The following is a 20,347-nucleotide window of genomic DNA, read 5'->3' on the forward strand; positions in this document are numbered from 1 at the left end:
CGGGCTATCCGTGGCGTCGCTCACCGCGACTGGAACGGGCCGATCCGCGAGATCCGGCCTACGGTGGGGTTCAGGTCGACGCGACGCCCCAATGCACGGGCGCCGGGAGGTGATCGCCATGCGTGATACGCCAAAAAGCCAGTCGGCCCAGTACTTGCGGGCCTCGATGTACGAGGTGCTCGGGATCGCACCAACGGCTTCGGACGAGGAAGTCCACGCTGCCTATCGCCGCGTGGTGAAACGCGCTCATCCGGATGCCGGCGGATCCCAACGTGCATTCCTTCGGGTAAACGCGGCATACCGGGTGCTTTCTGATCCCGGTATGCGGCGTGCCCATGATCTGTGGCTTGCCCACCTGCTCGACGCCTATGACGAGCCGGGCCGTTCCGGTGGCAACCGTTCGCCGCAGGGACGGGGCACGCCCGGCGGACGGACCGGTTCCGGCGGGCGGGCGGGCTCGGCAGCCCCGGATCCGTCCGGGCGCTCGGGCCGGCCGGATGCCACGGCCCCGGGTCAGGCCCAGGCCGGCGGATCGGGCGCACCGGCGCCGGGCGCGGGCTCACCCGATGCCTGGGCCGGAGCCGCCGGGGCCGCCGGGGCCGCCGGGGCCGCCGGGGCGGGCTCCGGGCCGTTCGGGGCGAGCTCAGGGCCACGCGGGGCCGACTCAGGGCCCTTCGGCAGCGCCGACGGCACCCTGGGCGGCCAGGAGAACCTGGACGAGCCCGGGCACCGGGGCGCCACCAGCGGGCGGCGGCGCTCGCGCCGACGCGCGCAGTCGGCGGACAGCACGGTCTGGCAGTCGGACCAGCCCGACATCTGGGCCGCCTGGTCGGACGACGAGGCGACGGCCTGGAGCCCGAGCCGGCGGGCACGGCACCGGTACCTGATCTCGATGGCACTGTGCCTGACCCTGTTCGTCCTGGCCGGCGCGGTTGTCCGGCTGTACTCCATCCCGGTGGCGCTGGGCATGACCGCGGCCGCGATGATCATTCCGCCGTTGGCGGTCTTCGCGGTCAACACGTCTCGACGTCGCTGATCCCTGACGTCGCTGACACTTACGTCGCTGGTCTCGACGTCGCACGGCCCCGGAGCCGGTGAGGTGCCCACCTCGCCGGCTCCGGGCCGTGTTCCGCACCGGCATGGCTRGGCGTCACGCCGCGAGCGCCCGAGTGCCCGAGCGGCGCAAAACATGACAGAACACCACGAACCGGAAAACTCAACTTTCTCGAGCCCACCTCAGCAACCGGTGGCACCGGCCTTCGATTAGCCCCGCCGCACTCCCATGAAGTCAACACAAAACGGTCTCACCCCACTGTTGACACAACACCCAAGCCTGGGTGAAGCGGCGCTAATCGACACGGTTATGGTTGGCGCCGCACTCGCTGTTGGGGGCCGACCGTGTATCTCGCGCTTCGCACCGCCGGACGCGCCGCGTCCGCAGGACGCCGGCTACCCGGGCTCGCGGTATGCGCACCGTTCGCGCTGGCTGCTCTGCTCGGGCTAACCGCAGCTTGCTCCAACGACGCCGCCGCGTCCACCTTCACCCCCGCCCCGCATGCCACCAGAGTGCCGCCGGCGGTGTCCGCGGACCCGCTCCCGCCGCTGAGCAGCTTCATCACCCAGGCCGACGGCAGCCGGGTCTCCACGGTCAGCGCCGACTACCTCTTCGACGCCAACAGCGCCGCCCTGCGCCCCGAGGCGGCCACCGCGCTCGCCGGCATCGTGCCCCAGATCCGCGAGCACGACGGGAAGGTCCAGGTCGTCGGCTACAGCGACGGCCTCGGCTCCACGGAGCACAACCTGGAGCTCTCCCGGGATCGCGCGGTCGCCGTCCAGACCTATCTCACGAGTCAGGACATCCCCGCGGCCATGCTCGAGGTCGTCGCCAAGGGCGAGGCGGGCGCCGCCGACAACGTTGCCGACGCCAGCCGGCGCCGGGTCGAGATCGTGCTGAGGTGACCGGGATGACCCGCCTGCGCTTCTCCCGGCCGCGAGGCTCCTCCCGGCTACCGGGCTCGTCCCGGCCGCGGGCGACCAGCCTGCTCGCCGCGGCGCTGCTCGTCGCGCCCGCGCTGGCCGGCTGCCAGACGATGGACACGATGCTCGGCAAGAAGGCCGACGGCCCCATCGACTGCACCAGCTACCAGGACGACCCGCCCAAGAGCGACGCCCCGCTGCTGCTGATCTATCTGGATATCTCGGACAACTCACCGGAGAGCGCGTCCCGGATCTCCGAGAACCTGCGCCCCTACTTCGAGGGGGCGCTGCGGGAGGGCCAGTACATCCGCCTGCTCGCCAGCGGCGGCGGAGACGCGGGCCTGACCAGCTCGGACTGCCTCGACGGCGGAGCGCTCTTCAAGATCGACCGGAACAACGACACCCGCGAGGAGAAGGACCGCAACGCCGCGGTGGACGCCCTCACCGAGGAGGTCGACCACATCGTCCAGAGTGAACGGGTCAGCCCCACCGGCAGCGTCACCAAGCTGCTGTCCGGGACGAACGACGAGATCGCCACGCTGCGCGCCGCACCGGGCGCCAGGATCGGCGCGGTGACCGTCGTGGTCTGGACCGACCTGCTGGGCTCCGGCGGGGCCTCCGACTGCCTCAACGTCGACGGCAAGAAGGCGTCGGTGCAGATCGCGGAGGCGATGGTGCGGCGCTGCTTCTCCCCCGAGGCCCAGCAGCTGACCCCCATCACCGATGGCAAGGTCCGCTTCATCGGAGTGAACGCCGGCCCCGCGACCAAGCCACAACAGGACATCGCCCGCTATCTCAAGGGTGAGCTGTGCCGACGGATCAGCAGTGACTGCGGCTGACACCGGGCCGGCCACCGGCCCGGCCGCCCGGACGGCGGCGACCATGCCGGGCGGAGCCGCCTTCCCCACCGGGATCGCCTCCACCGGGATCGCCTCGACGGGGCCGCTTCCGGCCGGCGCCGCGTTCGTCGCCGGAACCACGACCGGGCCGCTCCCGGCCGGCGCCGCGTTCACCGCCGGTATCCGGTCCTCCCGCGCCGCCGCCCCTGGAACCGGAACCACGGCCGGGAACGCAGGGAACGCAGGAAACACGTCCACCGCCGCTGCCACCGCCGGAACAGCCACCACCGCGAGGAGGCGACCGATGGGCGTCCTGTTCGAGCCCGAGGAACAGCACTTCAGCCCGGCCCTGATGCGGTCGACGGTGGTCATCCTGACCTGCGTCGTCCTGCTCGCGGTCCTGGAGGTCTGGGTCTGGGTGACCCTGTCGTCGCCGTTCGCCCGGGTCTCCGTGACCGGCTCGATGATTGTCACCGCGGTGAGCTTCTTCATCGCCGGCAACACCTTCCGCCTGCGCGACATCCGCCGCCGGGTCGGCAACCGGGCCCGCGCCGGGCGGATCGCGCCCATTGACGCGCTCTCCACCCTGCCGCCCCGGGAGACCATCGCCCGCCGTTTCATGCTCGGCGCTATCGGCGCCGTCGTCGGGGTCGGCACGCTGGTACTGACGATGATTTTCGCCGGCGACGAGACGGAGGGCGCCCGAGAGGCCATGGTCGCCTCCGTTCTCGGCATCGTCTGCGCCATGCTCTGCTTCGTGGGAGGGACCTTTGCCCGCCCCATCGACTGAGCCTTTCTCGTCGCCGGCCCGGACTCGCCGCACGCCTGACCGTGGACCGTGAGACGAAACAGGCTCACCGAGCCCTCTCCGCCTGATTTCTGATTTCTTTTCTGATTTCTGCGGCCGACCGGAACTGGGAGGCCGTCCAGCCCACCGAGGCCGTCCGCACGAAGACACGGAAAGAGAGACCCTCAGGTGCTGCGCAGGGGAAATCGGCCAGGACGTCTCGCCAAGAAGCTCATCCGGCAGGTGGGGGACGCCGATATCGCGCTGGCGGGGGCCGAGACGCGGCCGAAGGTTCTCAAGAGCCTGGAAGAAGCCGAGGTCCAGGAGGTCCGAGCGGCCGTCCGCGCGGACGCGAGAACCCTTGAGGAACTGATCGCCGAGCTTCGGATGGAGATCGACTCGCGGGCGGAACGCCGTGAGCGGCGAACCGAGCTGATCAGGAACCGGGTCGAGCAGGGCCGGCTCTGGCGCACCGTCGGCATCCAGGAGCGCATTCCCCTGATGCCGTTCGCCCCGCTGATCCGGACCCTGGTCCTCACCGTGCTCGCCTCCCTCGACTTCTTCGTCTTCGCCGAGGCCTACGGCGTGCTCACCGACGCCGCGGACTACGGCGTCAGCTGGTTCCTGGGCGGCATCCTGGGCATCGCGGTCTTCATCGCCGGCATGGTGCTCGCCCACGCGATCAAGGGCGCGATCCTGGCCCGTGCCCAGGTCCAGCTGCTCAAGGCCGCGGACGCCGGCACCGTGAAGGTGGATGCCGAGACCCGCGAGCAGCTCGTCACCACCCAGTCCTCGGCACTGGCACTCGCCCTGACCTCGATCGTCTTCCTGCTGCTGTCGATCGCGGGAATCATGGTCCGCATCCAGGGCGCGGCGACCGACGGAAGCGACGGGCCCGCGATCCTGTTCACCGCGCTGATCCCCTTCGTGGCGGTCGTCGTCGAGCTGTCCCTGCACGACCCGACCGAGCGGGACGAGCCGATGCCCAACTTCGTCGACCGGCGGCTGGAGCGGCGCCTCGCGAAGGCGGAGCGACGGCTGCGGATCGTCGCGGCGCAGGTCGAGGCGAAGGTGGCGAAAATCGAGAAGCTGTACCGGGTCGAGGAGGCGATCCTCGACGTCGAGCAGCGGGACATGGGGCTTCGGCACACCACGGACCTCGTGCTCGGCGGTGGGCACCAGATTCCCGCCGTGGCCACGAACGGCCGCTCCACCGAGGCCGACCGGGAACACCTGGAGAAGACCCTGAAGATGGCGCGCCGCGCCTGATTCCGGCGGATCGGCGGGCACCCGCCCTTTCGCCACAGCCGGCACGACGGACCACGAGGGACCACGGTGGGCCGCGGCGAACCACGGGAAGCGCTATGACCGGCGCCACCGCCCGCAACCCCCGGACGCGCCTGCCGGTCAGTGCCCCGAACCGGCTCGGCGCCAGCCGCGACGTGATGGACTTGGCTACGTGGACCAGATCTTCTCCGTTGACGAGGCCCGTGCCCTGATGCCCGAAATCCACGAACGCGCCGCCGAATTCGTGGCGCGTCGGGCTGATCTCACGGAGCTCAGCGCGGCCCTCTCCGAAGGCGCGTCATCGCCGAAGGGCGGCCTCGCCGAGATGAAGGCCCTGCAGGCCTGGCTGTCCGAAGCGCTGGCCTGGTTTCCAGCCCACGGCATCCAGGTCAAGGGGGCCGCTCCGCTCCTGATCGACTTCCCTTCTGTCCTCGACGGCGAGAGCGTGCTCCTCTGCTGGATCGAGGGCGAGCCCGAGCTCGCCTGGTACCACCGGGCCGACCTCGGTTTCGCCGCCCGGCGCCGCCTCCCGGACTAGGCCCCGGGATCCGCCGCCTGGCGACCCACCGAGGATCTCGCACCGCCACACAACGCCATCAATTCCTACCAACAGCCGCAAACGGCGCCTGACAATCCGCAAGAAGTGCGGATCTCGGTTGTTGCAGCAGCCAGAATCCTCACTTCTTGCTCAGCAGCATCGGTAGCAACAGCGGGCCTTCACGCTCCACGTTCCGGCTGGCGGAGCAGAATGGCCGGGTGCTCACCGAGGACGACATCGACGACATCACCATCCGTGCCGCGGGTGACGGCCGGCACGAACAGGCGGCGGCCGAGTTCGAGGACCTCGCCGGCCAGCCCGCGCTTCACGGCGAGATCAGCGCCACGACGCTGCTGGTCCACGCGGGAGGCCAGTACGGCCTCGCCCGCCGGTGGGACGAGGCCGTGCGCTGCTACCGCGCCGCCCTGGTCGCTTCACGCGACAGCGGGCGGGAGGAGTTCGATCCCAGGGTCTGGCTGCACGACGCGCTCCTGCGTTGGAACAGTGACAGTACGGCGACCGCAGCGCCCGTCACCGACGAGCCGGACCGCGGCGCCGACGCCACCGCCACGCCCGACGCCACCGAGCGGCTCGAGCGCGCCACCGAGGCCACAGCTCTGCTGGCCGAGATCAAGGCAAGCCGGCCCAGGGACCCGGACGTCTACGCGGCGGTTGCCGAGACCCTGGCGGAGCACGACCAGCTCGTCGAGGCGCACACCTGGTACACGATGGGCTTCCAGCGGTGCCAGCGCGCCGACGTCCCGGAGTACCTGCTTCAGCTGCTGCTCGTCGGGCGCCGCACGATGCGACGCAAGCTCGACTACCCTCTCGACGAGCTCGACCTGATCGCCGACGCCTACGTCGACCACCAGGAGCAGGTGGCCGAGCGCTCCGTCAACTAGGCCGGTCAACAAGTTCGTTCCGTGCTGCGGCCAGGTTTCGCGCGGCCGACCGCCCATGACGCCACGCCGGAGAATCAGCCAACCAATAACCGTTCTCAGCGTGTTCCCGAAGCCGCACCCCTGTACTACGATCCAGTGCGGGGGATGCTACTTGTTTTTTGATCGGGAGCAAGCGCAGGCCGCACTACCCAACTACCAGCTGGGCAGGCCACTCGGAAGCGGCCGTTTCGGATTTGTTGTCGCCGGGCGCCATCGAAATCTCGACCGACCGGTGGCCATCAAGACCATCCTGTTGGATGACGCCGTGGACGGCGATCTCGCCCGAGAAGCACGGGTGATCGCCGGGGTTGACCATCCGCATGTGGTCCGAGTTTACGACTATGTGGAGCGGGACGACGTCGCGTACATCGTGATGGAGCTGCTCTCCGGGGGAAGCCTGCGGGAATGGTCCCGACGCGGGAGTGTCACCCCGGCAGCGGTGTGCGCGGTCGGGGTCGCGCTCGCCTGGGCGCTGGACGATGTGCACGCCAGCGGAGTTCTGCACCGTGACATCAAGCCGGCGAACATTCTGTTCGCGGCCGACCGGGCGCCCAAACTGACCGATTTCGGGATCGCGAAGGTCCTTGCCGCCGCCCATGCCACGGCCAGCAGAATCATCGGCTCGACTCCCTACATGGCACCCGAGCAGTACACGCTCGGCCGGCTCGCTCCGGCCACCGACGTTTACGCACTGGGTGCCGTCCTCTATGAGCTGCTCGCCGGTCGGCCGCCCTTTCTCGCACCACCCGAGAGCCAGCGAATCAGCGAGGAGCACGTCTTCGGGCCGGTACCTCCCCTGTCCGGTGCTCCGGCGCCGGTCGCGGATGTCATCCTTCGTGCGTTGAGCAAAGAGGCTCGGGACCGTCAGAGCACGGCAGGAATGTTCGCCGAGGAACTGATGAGTGCGGCCGGCGATGCGCTCGGCGCGGACTGGGCGGACTCCGCCGGGATCACGGTGCGGGTCCCGGACCTCCACAGGGCCGTACCGGATCCGTTGTCCAGGACAATCCGCGAGCAGGACACGAGGGAGACGGTCCGGGTGGCAAGGGACGGGCGGAGGGCTGATCCGGCCAGCGGGGACCGGGCGTTCCAGCCGTACCCCGGCCGGCGGTGGGCCTACACGCTCACGGGGCTGCTCGCGGTCATCACCGCCGTCATCACTCTGGTGGCCGCGGTCTGGCCACCGGGTCGGCCCGAGCCGTGGAGCACCACCCGGTCGGTGCGACTCATCGGAGCGGTGGCACTCGCCGTCGACCCGGGCGGCAACCTGCTGCTCACCGATCAGGTGAAAGGAACCCTGATCAGGGTGACTCCGCAGGAGGACTTCGAGACGATCATCGGGATCCAGGACAGTGACGAGCCCTCGCGCGGTCTGGCGGAGGGCGAGCCCGGCTCGTGGCGGGAAGCCAGCTCGGCCCATCTCAACGGGCCCACGGGTGTGGCGGCCACCTCCGACGGCGCGATCTTCGTGGCGGATGCCGGGAACTGCGTCGTACGCGTCGTCCGTAAGATCGGGAAGAGCTGGAGCACGAACACCATCGCCGGCGATGGGCGGACGTCGGAGAGCGATGGCTGCACCGACCGCGGCGCCGAGCCCGGCAGGAACCTGCAGCTGCGGAGAACGGCCGACATCGGAACCCCGACTGATGTGGCCGTCGACGCCGACGACAATCTGTATATCGCGACGGGGCCGGCGGGCCAGGTCTGGAAGCTCCGCCGGACCACCGGCGAATGGTCGGAACGGATCCCCTATGCCAGTACTCTCGAACTGGTCGCCGGGACAATGTACGCGGGTCCCGAATCCAACGAGTCTCTCGACGGGTTCGACGGCGAGACCAGTGCCACGGATGCGGATCTGGACCACGTCTTCAGCCTCGCCGTCAGCCAGAGCGGCAATATATGGCTGCTCAGCAAGATGAACAGGGAGAAGACTCCGCTCGGCACGGACCGGTTGCACCTCGTCGAACCCGACGGCTCGATCAGGACAGTCCTGTCCTGGCCGCCCGGGCGTGAGATCCGCGATCTCGGCGCCGCTGGCAACGATCCGTCAGCCGTACTCGCCACCGAACGTGGAGACGGGATGATATACACCGTCAGCGCCTCCGGCGAGGCGGAGGTGTGGAGAGTAGGACGGGCGTGCTCCCAGCTCAACGGCCTCGCCAGGGATAATCAGGGAGACCTCTTCCTGAGCTGCTCGTCCGATCTCGCCGATGGCGGGTCATATGTACTTCTGGCGCGCCCCGAGGAGAAGGGCACCCCGAACTCCCCGACAAGGATTCTCACGTGAGCCAGACGGCCCAGGATTCCGACGAGGCGACCCTCGAAGCCGTCCGGGCGGTGTGGGAGCGCGCTGCGGCGACAGCGAGCAGATCCGTTACGCTGCTGTTTGTCTGTGCCGCGCTCTTCGAGTTGCTCGCGGATAAGAAGGCAACCGAGGGGAGCTTCGACCTGCCACTGGTCGAGCTGGTGGTCGCAAGCGACACCTGGTATCTGCTGCCGGTCGCGAGCGCCTATCTGTACCTGAACTTCGTCCGCTCCTCCTTCACCTGCCTCGACCTCGACCTGGAGCACCGCCAGCTGCTGCGAAGAAGGTTCTGGCACGAGGAAACCCGTGAGGTCGCGCGGGTGCACGCGCTCTATCGCCCGCAGCACATCGTCTCGTTCGTTCTCCCGGATCCCCACGACCCGCCCGGGGCCAGGTTCATCCAGGCCTTCTCACTGTTGGCGTCAAGCGTGCTCGTAGTACTTCCGGTCGTGTTCTTCATCCACGCAGGCCACAAGATCCACACTCTGCAGGGTGTGGAGGCACCGGTCCGCCTGCTCACGCTGGCCGGAATGACGCTCATCGCCTCCCTGGCGCTTGCGCTGGTAGTACTACGCATCGGTGCGGAGATCGCGCGCCCACGCGCGGAGACCCCGTCGGCTTCGACGGATCCGGGCGGTACTCGCGGCACCGGGTGAGTTCCAGCGGCGCAGGACCGATGCGGCCAGCCCAGTACAGCCAGTCGCCGGGCCTGTTCCGATCGCGGTCCCGGCACCGCGAGCAGGCCGGCCGGGACCAGGGCCAAGATCAGGAGTCGGGGGCCAGCACCGGGCGGATCGCGTCGAGGACCGCCACGTCCTCGATGGTGGACGGAACCGCCGGCGAGCGGCCGTCCGCCAGCTCACGCATGGTCCGGCGCAGGATCTTGCCGGACCGGGTCTTGGGCAGCGCGGCGACGACGTCCACCCGCCGCAGCGCGGCGACCGGGCCGATCTCGGCGCGGACCAGCGCCACGAGCTCGGCCTCCAGCGCCGCCGAGGAGGTCTGCACGCCGCTCTTCATGACCACGAGCCCGCGCGGCACCTGCCCCTTGAAGGTGTCCGCCACGCCGACTACCGCGCATTCGGCCACCGCCGGATGCGAGGCGAGCACCGCCTCCATCGAACCGGCGGAGAGCCGATGACCGGCCACGTTGATCACGTCGTCGGTGCGCCCGAGGACGTACAGATAACCGTCGTCGTCCACGAAGCCGCCGTCGCCGGTCAGGTAGTAGCCGGCGAACGCCGAGAGATACGACGCGACGTAGCGGTCGTCGTCCTCCCACAGCGTGGGCAGGGTGCCGGGCGGCAGCGGCAGCCGCAGGCAGATGGCGCCCTCGACCCCGGCGGCGACCTCCTCGCCCGCCGGGCCGAGCACCCGGACGTCATACCCCGGCATCGGGACGGACGGGCTCCCGGCCTTGAGCGGCATCCGCTCCAGCCCGAACGGCGAGGAGCAGATCGCCCAGCCGGTCTCGGTCTGCCACCAGTTGTCGATCACCGGGAGCCCGAGCACCGCCGTGGCCCAGTCGAACGTCGCCGGGTCCAGGCGCTCACCGGCGAGGAAGAGCGCCCGCAGCGAGGCGAGGTCGTACCTGCCGGCCAGGGTGCCCGCCGGGTCCTCCTTCTTGATCGCACGGATCGCGGTGGGCGCGGTGAACAGGATGTTCACCCCGTGCTCCGCGATCACTCGCCAGAAGGCCCCCGCGTCGGGGGTGCCCACCGGCTTCCCCTCGTACAGGATGGTCGTCGCACCGGCGATCAGCGGCGCGTAGACCGTGTACGAGTGGCCGACCGCCCACCCGATGTCGGAGGCGGCCCACATCACGTCGCCTGGCCCGATGCCGTACACGTTGCGCATCGACCAGGCCATCGCGACCGCGTGGCCGCCGTTGTCCCGCACGATCCCCTTCGGGCGCCCGGTCGTCCCGGACGTGTAAAGGATGTACAGCGGGTCCGTCGCCGCGACCGGGACCGCCGGGTGCGGCGGCGCCGCGGTGACGAGCGGCTCCCAGTCGTGGTCCCGACCGGCGAGCAGCTCGCAGCGCTGCTGTTCGCGCTGGACGATGACGCAGGCCGCCGGCTTGTGGGTGGCCAGGGCGATGGCCTCGTCCAGCATCGGCTTGTAGGGCACCAGCCGCGTCGGCTCGATGCCGCAGGACGCGCTGACGATCGCCACCGGGCGGGCGTCGTCGATGCGGGCCGCGAGCTCCGGGGCGGCGAAGCCACCGAAGACCACCGAGTGGACCGCACCGAGCCGGGCACAGGCCAGCATCGCCACGACCGCCTCGGGGATCATGGGCAGGTAGATGATGACCCGGTCGCCGCGCCCGACCCCGAGCGACGCGAGCGCGCCGGCGGCCCGGGCCACCTCGTCGGTGAGCTGGGCGAAGGTGAGGCGGCGGGTGGTGCCCGCCACGGGCGAGTCGTAGACCAGTGCGGTGGCGTCCCCGCGGCCGGCGTCGACGTGCCGGTCCAGGGCGTTCACGCTGGTGTTCAGCTCCGCGTCGGGAAACCAGCGGTAGAAGGGCGGGGTGCCGGCGTCGAGGACCCGGACCGGCGGGCGGGTCCAGGTGACCGCCTCCGCCGCGGCGCCCCAGAAGCCCTCGGGGTCGGCCTGCCAGTCGTCGTACGCGCGCCGGTATTCGCCCATGCCTGCCATCCTCTCGCCGACGCGCCGTCTGTCCAGAGCACTTTGACGCTGGACGGACGGCGAGCCCTTTGACGTTGGACGGACGGCGGCGTCGGCGCGCCGCGGTCAGCCGTGCCGCGGTCAGCCGTGCCGCGGTCAGCCGTGCCGCGGTCAGCCGTGCCGCAATCAGGCGTGCGCAATCAGGCGTGGCCGGTCTGCGGGCCGAGGACCCGCGCGGTGATCCCCGCGACGAACCCGCGGCGCAGCAGGCGGGACGCGTTCGAGGTCAGGTAGTTGAGCCGACCGTCGATCACGTAGGGCTGGCCGCGCTCCAACGCCCGGAAGGCGCTGGTCACAACCTCCTCGGTGGTGCGCAGCCGGCCGCCCGCGCTCATCGTCGACCCGAGGGCGTCGAAGAAGCTGGTGTCGGTCGGCCCGGGGCACAGCGCGAGCACCTGGATACCACGGGACCGGTACTCGGCCCACAGCGCGATCGAGAAGGACAACACGAAGGCCTTCGACGCGCCGTAGACAGCCATGTAGGGGACCGCCTGGAAACCCGACGTCGACGAGACGTTGATCAGTGTCCCGCGTCCGCGTTCGACCATGGCGGGCAACAGCAGGTGGGTCAGCCGCTCGACCGCGACGGCGTTGAGCATGACCTCGCGGTGGTCTCGTTCGGCGGCCAGCTCGTCATACCGGCCGCGTGTTCCGAAGCCGGCGTTGTTGATGAGCACGTCGATCTGGTGGCCGTCGGCCAGCACCCGTTCGATCAGGTCGTCCGGGCCGCTCTCCTCGGAGAGATCCGCCGGGACAACGGCGACGTCCACGCCGTGCAGGAGTCGAATTCTGTCCGCGACGGCCCGCAGGCGCGTCTGGTCCGGCGCGGTGAGGACGAGATCGGCCCCGCGCCCGGCCAACGCTTCGGCCAGGGCGGCGCCGATCCCCGAAGAAGCACCCGTCACCAGCGCGGTTCGGCCGCGGAAATCGGTCACGTCGCCAAGCTCCTCAGGTCGGTGACGGAGCGCCGGACAGCCCGCCGGCGGCCGAGCCGGTCTCGACCGCCAAACAGCGACGAACAGTGACGAAACGGGAGGGATAGGACGGACTGGGGCGCTTCCGACGGAAGCCAAGGTACCGGAGCAGGGGGGCGATGCCGCCGCCGTGGGCCGGGAAATCAGTGCCGTGACCGGCAGAATCCCAGATCGGGGTTACACCTGCCGGTCACGGCACCGGGAACGGGCACCAGCACGGGCCACGGTCACGTTCCGTCACCGATATCGCCTCGTCGCGACTTCGGCCGGTACCGCATTCGCCGCCTCACTGGGCCCTCGGCTCAGGCGATGAACGCGCGCACTCCGGCGGCCACAGTGTCGTCGTCATGCAGCTCGGAATGGCCCAGGCAGCCGGCGGCGGTATTTGTCGCACCGGTCAGCGCAACACTCGAATCGGGATTGATGGTGTCGTCACACGACGACCACCAGGTGCCGTAGTTGACCGAGCCCGGCGTCTCGTCGGTGGCGTTGAGCGCGTTCAGGAAAGAGGATCCGGGGACCATGTCCGAGCAGGCCGTGAACAGCCAGCTGCACAGGGAGGCGGTGGTGGTGCCGTGATTCGGGCCGCCGAGCGAAACCCAGTCGTCGACGACGGACGTCCCGCCCAGGTTCTTCAGGAAGTAGCGGGAGGACAGCGCGCCCATCGAGTGGGTGACCAGGTCGACCTTGGCCGCGCCGGTGGCGGACCGCACCGCGGCGACCTTACTGGCCAGCTGGTTCGCCGTGGTCACGTTCGACTGGGTCGAAGTGTAGGTGAAGATGGCCAGTTCGGACGCGGAGTAGCCGTGGGCCTGGAAGTCCGCGACCATGTCGGTCCAGGTGGACGTCGAGCCGTTGAAACCGTAGACGAAAATTACCGGGTCGTGGGTCGCCGCGGACGCCGAGGTGCTGGTTCCCAGCAATGCGGTGAACGCGACGGCGAGGGCACCAAGAATTCTGGCTGCTCTGAACACTGAGCCCTTTCCATCGTCGGCTCGGACCCCCGGCGTCCGGACCATTCACCGTGAGATGGAAAGGTCTCGCCGGGGCTCCTGTTGGAGGTCGGATCAGAGCTCGATTCTCACTGCCGGCCCGGGGCATCGCCGCCGGACCATTTCATGTTCACCATCAATTGCACGCCCGGAAATCCGGGTGTCGTTTCGTTACATCGCCGCGACCTTCTGCGTCGGCCGCATCACGATGTCGGTCACCTCGACCCGGCGCGGCAGCTCGACCACGGAATGCACCATCGCCGCCACGTCCTCGGGCTGCATGAGGGCATCGGGATCCCAGTCCCGGCCCTCCGTCTCGAAGATCCTCCGCTGCATCGCGGTGGCCGTCCGCCCTGGCAGGATCGTGCACACCCGTGGCCCCTTCGGCCCGAGCTCGGCGCGCAGGCTGTCCGCGATCGCGCGCAGCGCGTGCTTCGTCGCCGCGTACTGACCGACCGCCGGCCCCGCCGCCAGCCCCTGGGTGGAGTTCACGAAGATGATGTCGCCCAGCGTCCGGGTGAGATCGGGCAGGAGCAGCTGCGTCAGCGCGTACGGCGCCCGCAGGTTGACGGCGTACTGATCGTCGAGATCGGCGAGGCTCGCGATGCTCATCGGGTCGCTGTGGTAAACGCCGGCTGAATGAACGAGCACGGAGACGTCGCCCAGCATTTCCCGCGCGGTTTCGACCAGTCGCTCCCGACCGGCGGGATCGGTGATCTCGGTGGCGAAGACGCGCACGTCGAGCTCGTGACGAGCGGCCTCGGCGGCGAGGCGGGACAACGCGGCGGCGTCCCGCCCGGTCGCCAGGACAGCCGCCCCGGCGGCCGCGAGATCGAGCGCCACCGCATAGCCGATTCCGCTGGAAGCACCGGTCACCACCGCCGCCCGGTCCGCCAGACGGCGCGGGGACGGCGTGTCACCGCTGATCGGCGACCGCACCATGACAGGCAAACAACCCTTACGTTAGTGGAAGGTTCAGCGGGCTCAACCTTACGCCGAATCCAGCACAGTCCGGCCGATCGACCGCCCACGCCACGCAGGGACGACACCCCATCGGTGCCGGAAACGTCCCGACATCCCCGCTGGGGCTTCAGGATCGGAGCAGGTCCGTGATCTTCACGAGGCTCACGATCTCGCCCTCCTCGACCTTGTACAGGTAGACGGTGGGCACCTTGAGCTCGCCGGTCTCCTCGAACGAGATGTCCCGGGTGACGCCCTTCCAGCTGACGTCCGCGAAGGCACGGGCGACCGCCCGGCGGTCCCCGTCGGGGCCGACGACCCGCAGCGCGCGCACCAGGGCCCTGGTGGCGTCGTACGCCTCGCCCGAGTAGACCCCGGGCTGCGCCCCGCCGTTGGCCGTCTCGAAGGAGGCGACGAAGTCCGCCGCGTTCGCGTCCTCGTGGACGTCCGCACAGGCGCACGAGAAGAACGTTCCCTCGGCGACGTCGGCGCCGGCCCGGGTGACGTACCGCTGGTCCCGCGAACCGTCACCCGACATCACGGTGCCGGCGAAGCCCTTGTCCCGCAACGCCTCGGCGAGCCGGGCGAGGTCGGTGTAGTAGCCGGCGTAGTAGACCACGTCCGGTGCCTCGGCGATGATCCGCTCGGCCTGGGTGGTGTAGTCCCTGGCCGGATCGATCCCGTCGTGCGTGACATCGACCCCGTCGGAGGTCAGCTCGGCCTCCAGCGCGGTGGACAGCCCGATGCCGTAGTCACCGCGGTCGTCGATCGAGTACACCTTCTTCGCCTCGAGGACGGTGGAGATGTAGTCCGCGACCGCCCGCCCCTGCACGGTGTCCGGGGCGATCGCCCGGTAGAAGGTGGTGAAGCCAAGATCGGTCAGGGCCGGACCGGTCGCGGACGGGCTCACCGAGAGCAGGCCGGCCTCGCTGTAGAGCGGCTCGCTGACCTCGGCGGTGTCCGTCAGCAGCGGCCCGATCACCGCCACCACGTCGGAATCCCGGACGAGGCCGCGCGCCGCACCCGGCGCCCGGTCGGGCGAGCCGCCGTCATCGACCTCGACGAGCTTCAGCCGGAACGGGACGCTGGCGTCGGCGTTCACCTCCGCGACCGCCGTCCGCACCCCGTAGAGGGCGTTGACGCCGAGCTTGCGGTCGTCGCCGGACAGCATGCCCTGAAAGCCGATGGTGATGGTCTTCCTGCCGTCGCCGGGCGAGTCCTCCCGACCGAGCCCACATGCCGTCACGGTCACCGCCGTCACGACGGCGAGGGCGATCGCGCCCATGGCCGGTCGCCTGATCATGTCCTGCGTCGCCTCCGGTTCGCGCCACCACGAAGTCGCAAAACCCAGTCCTACGCGACGACAGGCCTGTGGACGAGACAACCCGGCCCGTTCAGGCGGTCATCGGCGAGCAGGACCTGAGGATCGTGGTTGCTGGAACGACCAGAATCCTCAGATCTTCGCACTGTGGCTACGAGCTGCCGCTGCTCCCGAGCAACACCGAGGCCGGGCCCCGCAGGCAGGGGCAGGGCCGCAGCAGAGGCGTCGGGCAGCGGGCAGCTAGGCCTCGTCCCGGGGCTCCCAGCCTGGCGGGCTGGTGCCCAGTGAGGCTGGCGCCATCGTCCAGCCCGGCGCCCGGCCGCCGACCGTTCCCGGGGGTGCGATGTAGGAGACCTCACCGAACTCGCTGCGCAGCCGCCGGCAGAAGCCCTCCGCGTCGGCTCTGGTCTGGTCAGGCACCGCGAGCGTGTCGCGGTGGCCCAGCTCCTGCAGCCACCGCCCCGCCTGGGCCAGCGACGTCCGGACGTGCCAGCTCCCGCCCTCCTCGCCCCGCCGGGCCAGGGCTGCCAGGACGCCGTAGGCGGCGAGATAGCCGGCCGCGTGGTCGAGCACCTGGGCGGGCAGGAGCCGCGGGCCGTCGTCACCACCAGCCCGCCCCTCCGCCATCGCGATGCCCGAAGCGGTCTGGACGAGGCTGTCGAAGCCACGCAGGCCGCTCCACGGGCCGGTACGGCCGTAGGCGCTGATCGTCGCGACCACGACGCCGGGCCGCAGGCGGGCCAACGCGTCCGGGCCGAAACCCAGGCGGTCCAGCGCACGCGGGCGGTAGGCCTGGATGACGACGTCGACGGTCGAGATCAGCTCCCGCAGCCGGCGTGCGTCCGCGGCGACCCGCAGGTTGAGGAACGCGTTCCGCTTCCCGAAGCCGGTGTCGATGAGCAGTGACCGCTCCTCGGGCAGATGCGCGGCGCCGACCCGCAGCACCTCCGCGCCGTAGCCGGCGAGGGTCCGGCCGCAGACCGGCCCGGCGACGACCCGGCTCAGGTCCAGCACCCGGATGCCCTCGGCCGGCAGGTCGGCCGGTCGAAGCCGGGTCGGCGCGGCCTCCCCGAGCGGCTCGATCTCCAGGACGGGCAGCTCGGCCAGCGCCTTCGCCTGCCGGTGGGACGACCACTCGTCCTCGTCACGCGCCATCGTGGCGCACATGCCCATCGCCTGCAGCTCCAGCTCGAGCGACTCCGCCTCGAAGCGCGCGACCGCTCGTTCGACCTCGGCCCGGTCGTTCGACACGTCGAGCAGCTCCAGGATCCCGGCCCGATGATGCGGGAAGTTGCAGTGCAGCTCGATCCACCGGTCGTCGGCGGTGCGGTAGTAGCCGGAGATCGGGTCCCAGGGCGTCGGCATGGGCCGGCCATCGACCCGCAGATACCGTTCGCTGCGGAACGCCGCGCAGGCGTGCCGGGTATCGATCTCGATCTCCGGTTGGCTCGTCGCATCCAGATCCGCACCCGGCCAGCAGGCAGCGGAACCAGCGGAATCGCCGAAACCAATGGAACTATCGGCACCATCGGAACCACAGAGGCCACCGGCGCCGGAGTTCCGCGCGACGAGTAACCGGCCGGCGCCCACGGCCGCGGCGGCGACGCTCGCCGTGGCCAGCTCCGTCACCCGGTGCAGACTCGGCAGGACATCCACCGGACCGGTGATGGTCAGCCGGTCCACGACTCCCTGATCGCGGACGAGCGTCGCGACCTGGGCAGCAATCATCGCGTTGTCGGCCATCTCCCCATCCTGTGCAGCGGATCAACAATGCTGCCTGACGCGTAACCGGCCGGACCGCCCGAGTTACCACCACCCCCTGGTCATGTCCCAGAGTGAGGCTTATGTGACGGACAGCATTACACAGCTGTGCCACCACACGCACGCAACGCCGCTTTCGGGCACGTCGCAGGCCTGGACACCGACACATGGCCGGGAGCAGACACCCGACCCGGCACCCGGAATCACACGCCGATGTCACGCACTGTGATCACGCACCCGGCGAGAGGACCACGCGCAGCACACCCACCTCCGCGCCCCCGCCGAACATCTTCGGCGTGCCGAGCTCCTCGACACGGGCCAGATCGGCGGCAGGGTCGGCGCCGAACGCACCGAGATACCGCAACGCGGCGATCAGCACCGGCATCGCGGCACGCTGAGAACCATCCTCGATCTTGACGGCGGCCGCGAACCCGGCCGACGTCGCGGCGACGGACACGCCTTCCGCGCCGTCCTTCGCGATCAGTGACGGCACCGCGAGCATCAGCTCCGTGTCCGGGCGCCCGGGCCCGCCGACGCGGGCGGGGAAGGCGCGCATCGCCGCCGCGACCCGCTGCCTCGGCGACGCCGTTCCCGCCGGCCCCGGCCCCACCGGCCCGGCCCCCGCAGGCCCCGCAGGCCCGGCCGCCGCGAGCGCGAGCTCACGCATCCCGCGTACGAGGCCGAGCAACGGAACGCCGAACAGCGGTGCGCCACAGCCGTCGACGGCGGGGGCCGTCACCGGGCCGCCGACAAGCTCCTCGATCGCGGCCCGGATCCACTGCTGCAGCGGGTGGTCCGGCTCAAGGTAGCCGCTCACCGGCCAACCGGACCCCACACAGCAGGCGATCATGCCTGCGTGCTTGCCCGAGCAGTTCATCAGTAGTCGTTCGGGGCCTCCCCCGGCGGCGAGATGCCGCTCGTGGGCAAGACGCCCGAGCGGAAGATCCGGCGGGCAGGCCAGGTCGCTCGGCCCCCGGCCGGCCGCCGCCAGCACGGCACGCACGGCCGCCACCTGCTCGGGCTCACCGCTGTGCGACGAGGCCACGATCGCGAGCAGCTCCGGCGGGATGCCGCCCGCGGCACCGCCCGCGGCACCGCTCCCACCCCCGGACACGCCCGACACAGCCGGCCCGACCGGCGTCGCCCCGAAGACCACGTCGAGCCCGGCCGTCAGCATGCCCACGGCCTGCATCGGCTTGACCGTGGAACGCGGCGAGATCACCGTGCTCGGGTCACCGGCGGCCAGCAGCACGGCGCCAGTGGGGTCGAGCCCCACGACGGTTCCCCTGATCCGGCTCTCGACCAGTACGTCGACGCCGGGCGCGCGGCCCCGCAGGATCTCGGCGACGACAGGTGGCGCCGCGCCGTCGGACCCGCCAGCCACGTACCGCTGCGGCCGGCCCTGCTCCGGCGCKGGCTGCCCGGCCCCACCCCGCTCCGGCTCGCGCTGCTCCGACTTCGACACGCTCGCCTCGGACATCCTCATGATCGCGGAGCCGTCATGGGCTCAGGCTACGCGGGCTCGGGGCCTGCGCCACCAGTGAGTTGCCTTTTCCAACCCATAGGTCCAGACTGACCTACATAGTGAGTCTGGTATTCGGACTCACTCGGGAGAAGGAGTCCTCCATGCGTGACGCCGTCATCGTCGAAGCGGTACGGACCCCGATCGGGCGCGGGCGGGCCACCGGCAGCCTTGCCCCGGTCCACCCCATCGACCTGCTGGCCCACAGCATCTCCGCGGTGGTCGAGCGGGCCGGCATCGATCCCGCCCACATCGACGACGTGATCGCCGGCTGTGTCACCCAGACCGGCGAGCAGTCCGCGAACATCGCGCGCTGGGCCGGGCTCGCGGCCGGCCTGCCCGAATCCGTGCCCGCCACCACCGTCGACCGGCAGTGCGGCTCGTCCCAGCAGGCCGTGCACTTCGCCGCGCAGGGCGTGATCGCCGGTGCGTACGACATGGTGGTGGCGTGCGGGGTGGAGTCGATGGGCCGAGTCCCGATGGGCTCGGCGACCCAGCCCGGCGACAGCCGCGGCGTCCGCATCAACGAGCGCTACCCCGCCGGGCTGGTGCCGCAGGGCATCAGCGCGGAGCTCATCGGCGCACGCCGCGGCACTCCTCGCGCGCAGCTGGACGAGTTCGCGCTCGCCAGCCACCAGCGGGCCTTCGCCGCCACCCGGGAAGGGCTGTTCACCCCCGAGATCGCGCCGGTGAAGGTCACCCAGGCGGACGGATCGGTCGTCGAGGTCTCCGCCGACGAGGGGATCCGTCCGTCGACGAGCCTGGAGGCGCTCGCCGGGCTTCGTCCCGCCTACTACGACGAGGCGGCCGCGGCGCGTTTCCCGGAGATCGGCTGGAACGTGACGGCGGGCAACGCCTCACAGATCAGCGACGGCTCCGCAGCGCTGCTGATCACCACCTCGGAACGGGCCCGTGAGCTGGGGCTGCGCCCGCGAGCCCGGCTGCACAGCTTCGCCGTCGTCGGCGACGACCCGTTCCTGATGCTGCGCGGGGTCATCCCGGCGACCCGCCGGGTGCTGGAGCGCTCCGGGCTGCGGCTCGACGACATCGACCTGTTCGAGGTGAACGAGGCGTTCGCCGCCGTCGTCCTCGACTGGGAGGCCGAGATCGGCGCCGCGGCCGAGCGGGTCAACGCACGGGGAGGTGCGATCGCACTCGGCCACCCGCTCGGCGCCAGCGGCGCCCGGATCATGACGACCCTGGTGCACGCCCTGGAGCAGACCGGTGGGCGCTACGGGCTGCAGACCATGTGCGAGGCGGGCGGACTCGCGAACGCGACGATTCTCGAACGCCTGTGACCCTCAGGTGGGCTCTCAGCAGGTGCTCTCTCAGCAGGTGGGCTCTCAGGCGCCGGTGACTCTCCAGGCAGGAGCCAGTGACTCTCCAGGCGCATAAGGGTCTCCAAGCGTCTGTGGCTCTCAGGCGGCTGTGAGGATTCTGGACTGGCCGGGCTGG

The 20,347-nt window shown here is 70.5% G+C and carries 17 protein-coding genes; 10 read left to right on the forward strand and 7 right to left on the reverse strand.

The window, feature by feature from the left end; genetic code table 11:
• Positions 1-166: 166 nt before the first annotated feature.
• From CcI49_RS29915 to CcI49_RS29955, 9 genes are all read left to right on the forward strand, one after another.
• Positions 167-1,036, forward strand: coding sequence for a DnaJ domain-containing protein (locus CcI49_RS29915; RefSeq protein WP_241840324.1), 870 nt, complete (start codon positions 167-169; stop codon positions 1,034-1,036).
• A gap of 362 nt (positions 1,037-1,398) precedes the next feature.
• A complete protein-coding gene (locus CcI49_RS29920; protein ID WP_054568232.1) occupies positions 1,399-1,959 on the forward strand; it encodes an OmpA family protein in 561 nt (186 codons plus the stop codon).
• A gap of 5 nt (positions 1,960-1,964) precedes the next feature.
• On the forward strand, positions 1,965-2,816 hold the full coding sequence (locus CcI49_RS29925) for a hypothetical protein (protein WP_076832114.1): 852 nt from the start codon (positions 1,965-1,967) through the stop codon (positions 2,814-2,816).
• Positions 2,803-3,606, forward strand: coding sequence for a hypothetical protein (locus CcI49_RS43705; protein WP_235498102.1), 804 nt, complete (start codon positions 2,803-2,805; stop codon positions 3,604-3,606). Before CcI49_RS29925 ends, CcI49_RS43705 begins: the two co-directional genes overlap by 14 nt.
• 186 nt (positions 3,607-3,792) lie before the next feature.
• Complete coding sequence (locus tag CcI49_RS29935) at positions 3,793-4,872, forward strand: hypothetical protein (protein ID WP_006540001.1); 1,080 nt, start codon at positions 3,793-3,795, stop codon at positions 4,870-4,872.
• Between the two features lie 190 nt (positions 4,873-5,062).
• Positions 5,063-5,428 (forward strand): DUF2203 domain-containing protein, encoded by a 366-nt coding sequence (locus tag CcI49_RS29940; RefSeq protein WP_006540000.1) that lies wholly within the window; start codon positions 5,063-5,065, stop codon positions 5,426-5,428.
• A 218-nt stretch (positions 5,429-5,646) separates the two neighbouring features.
• On the forward strand, positions 5,647-6,330 hold the full coding sequence (locus CcI49_RS29945) for a hypothetical protein (RefSeq protein ID WP_054568234.1): 684 nt from the start codon (positions 5,647-5,649) through the stop codon (positions 6,328-6,330).
• Positions 6,331-6,385: 55 nt separating this feature from the next.
• Entirely contained in the window at positions 6,386-8,656 is a 2,271-nt protein-coding gene (locus CcI49_RS29950) for a serine/threonine-protein kinase (protein ID WP_083749806.1), read from the forward strand.
• Positions 8,653-9,330, forward strand: coding sequence for a hypothetical protein (locus CcI49_RS29955; RefSeq protein WP_076832016.1), 678 nt, complete (start codon positions 8,653-8,655; stop codon positions 9,328-9,330). The genes CcI49_RS29950 and CcI49_RS29955 overlap by 4 nt, the downstream gene beginning before the upstream one ends.
• A gap of 109 nt (positions 9,331-9,439) precedes the next feature.
• Here the strand turns inward: CcI49_RS29955 and CcI49_RS29960 are convergent, their stop codons facing one another.
• From CcI49_RS29960 to CcI49_RS29990, 7 genes are all read right to left on the reverse strand, one after another.
• Positions 9,440-11,323 (reverse strand): AMP-binding protein, encoded by a 1,884-nt coding sequence (locus CcI49_RS29960; protein WP_076832019.1) that lies wholly within the window; start codon positions 11,321-11,323, stop codon positions 9,440-9,442.
• 179 nt (positions 11,324-11,502) lie between these two features.
• Entirely contained in the window at positions 11,503-12,297 is a 795-nt protein-coding gene (locus CcI49_RS29965; protein ID WP_076832022.1) for an SDR family oxidoreductase, read from the reverse strand.
• 341 nt (positions 12,298-12,638) lie between these two features.
• On the reverse strand, positions 12,639-13,310 hold the full coding sequence (locus CcI49_RS29970) for a triacylglycerol lipase (protein WP_076832025.1): 672 nt from the start codon (positions 13,308-13,310) through the stop codon (positions 12,639-12,641).
• A gap of 189 nt (positions 13,311-13,499) precedes the next feature.
• Positions 13,500-14,270: an SDR family NAD(P)-dependent oxidoreductase gene (locus CcI49_RS29975; protein WP_054568239.1), complete on the reverse strand. Its 771-nt coding sequence runs from the start codon at positions 14,268-14,270 to the stop codon at positions 13,500-13,502.
• Between the two features lie 148 nt (positions 14,271-14,418).
• Complete coding sequence (locus CcI49_RS29980) at positions 14,419-15,591, reverse strand: branched-chain amino acid ABC transporter substrate-binding protein (protein ID WP_076832029.1); 1,173 nt, start codon at positions 15,589-15,591, stop codon at positions 14,419-14,421.
• A gap of 258 nt (positions 15,592-15,849) precedes the next feature.
• The gene (locus CcI49_RS29985) at positions 15,850-17,352 is read right to left on the reverse strand and encodes a CoA transferase (protein ID WP_054568241.1); all 1,503 of its coding nucleotides are present in this window, start codon (positions 17,350-17,352) and stop codon (positions 15,850-15,852) included.
• Positions 17,353-17,599: 247 nt separating this feature from the next.
• Entirely contained in the window at positions 17,600-18,754 is a 1,155-nt protein-coding gene (locus CcI49_RS29990) for an asparaginase (protein WP_076832117.1), read from the reverse strand.
• A gap of 242 nt (positions 18,755-18,996) precedes the next feature.
• On the opposite strand from CcI49_RS29990, the gene CcI49_RS29995 reads away from it, so the two are divergent.
• Positions 18,997-20,190 carry a thiolase family protein gene (locus CcI49_RS29995; RefSeq protein WP_076832033.1) on the forward strand — a complete coding sequence of 398 codons (1,194 nt, stop codon included), beginning with the start codon at positions 18,997-18,999 and terminating at the stop codon, positions 20,188-20,190.
• The last annotated feature ends 157 nt before the right edge of the window (positions 20,191-20,347 follow it).

It is taken from the genome of Frankia sp. CcI49, assembly GCF_001983215.1.
Lineage (GTDB): Bacteria > Actinomycetota > Actinomycetes > Frankiales > Frankiaceae > Parafrankia > Parafrankia irregularis.